Annotated in this window: 2 protein-coding genes; both read left to right on the forward strand. The window is 31.0% G+C overall.

All coding sequences use genetic code 11. From position 1 onward, the window contains the following. The first annotated feature begins 7 nt into the window (after positions 1-7). Positions 8-94 carry a hypothetical protein gene (locus tag F6K13_RS35710; protein ID WP_353735766.1) on the forward strand — a complete coding sequence of 29 codons (87 nt, stop codon included), beginning with the start codon at positions 8-10 and terminating at the stop codon, positions 92-94. A gap of 274 nt (positions 95-368) precedes the next feature. Further along, positions 369-935 (forward strand): Uma2 family endonuclease, encoded by a 567-nt coding sequence (locus F6K13_RS34300; RefSeq protein WP_192901147.1) that lies wholly within the window; start codon positions 369-371, stop codon positions 933-935. Positions 936-1,129: the final 194 nt, after the last annotated feature.

Consider the following 1,129-nt stretch of genomic DNA (forward strand, 5'->3'; position numbering starts at 1 on the left):
GATAAGGATTGAATTTGACCATACTTTAAAGGATGCTGAAGATGCTCATCATACTCTTATTGATATGTTGAAACAAGCTCGTGTTCAAGAATGAGACTTGAGCACAAATATAGTAATAATTATTGCTAAAATTGGATTCGCTATTATAGGTATTCGTCTTTTATTTTCTAGTGAATTATACCAATTAAAAAAAAGAATACTACAAAAAGGTAGATATCGATCGGATATGCTAAAAAAAATAGCGACTATAGTTCATTTTAGATAGTTATTTCTATCGTCTACCCCTTTTTTTCAATATTTACCCCTTATTACTTCTTCCCTCTTCCCTCTTCCTTAAATAGTTAAGCTTAAATTGAGGCAAAATAATTATGTTAACTACTGTTAATTCACCCCAACAAGTTACTCTCGAAGAGTTTTTACAATTGCCAGAAACAAAACCAGCAAGTGAATATTTTAACAATCAAATTTATCAAAAACCAATGCCACAAGGAGAACATAGTAGAATTCAAATTTGTCTATCGTCAGCTATTAATCAAGCAGGTGAACCACAAAAGTTAGTAATGGCATTCCCAGAATTAAGATGTACTTTTAACGGACGTTCCATAGTTCCAGATATTTCAGTTTTTGCATGGCAACGTATTCCCACAAAAGCAAATGGTAGAATTGAAAATAGATTTGAAATAGCACCAGATTGGGTAATAGAAATTCTCTCGCCAGACCAAAGTTCTAATCAATTAATTAATAAAATTCTTTTCTGTCTCAATAATGGTACTCAGTTAGGTTGGTTAATAGATTCTGAAGATGAATCTGTAGTGATTTTTCAACCTAACCAACAACCAGAAATTAGGTATAATTCTGATAATTTACCAGTTCTCAATTTATTAACAGATTGGCAATTATCTATTGCAGATTTATTTAGTTGGTTATACAAGTAGTCGCAAAATAAATTTCCTATCATCTATAAATCTTTAAATTACAGCCTATTTCTCTGTTTTGATTTGTCTGGAGCGATCGCTCCATATCTAGAGAAGGGAAAGTAGGTTGCTTTGAGTTGAGTCTTTCTAGACTTTTGAGATTCTACTATTGCGTATGAAAAAATAGTTATGAATAAATTTTTGATTTTGAATTA

It is taken from the genome of Okeania sp. SIO2B9 (genome assembly GCF_010672505.1).
GTDB lineage: Bacteria > Cyanobacteriota > Cyanobacteriia > Cyanobacteriales > Microcoleaceae > Okeania > Okeania hirsuta.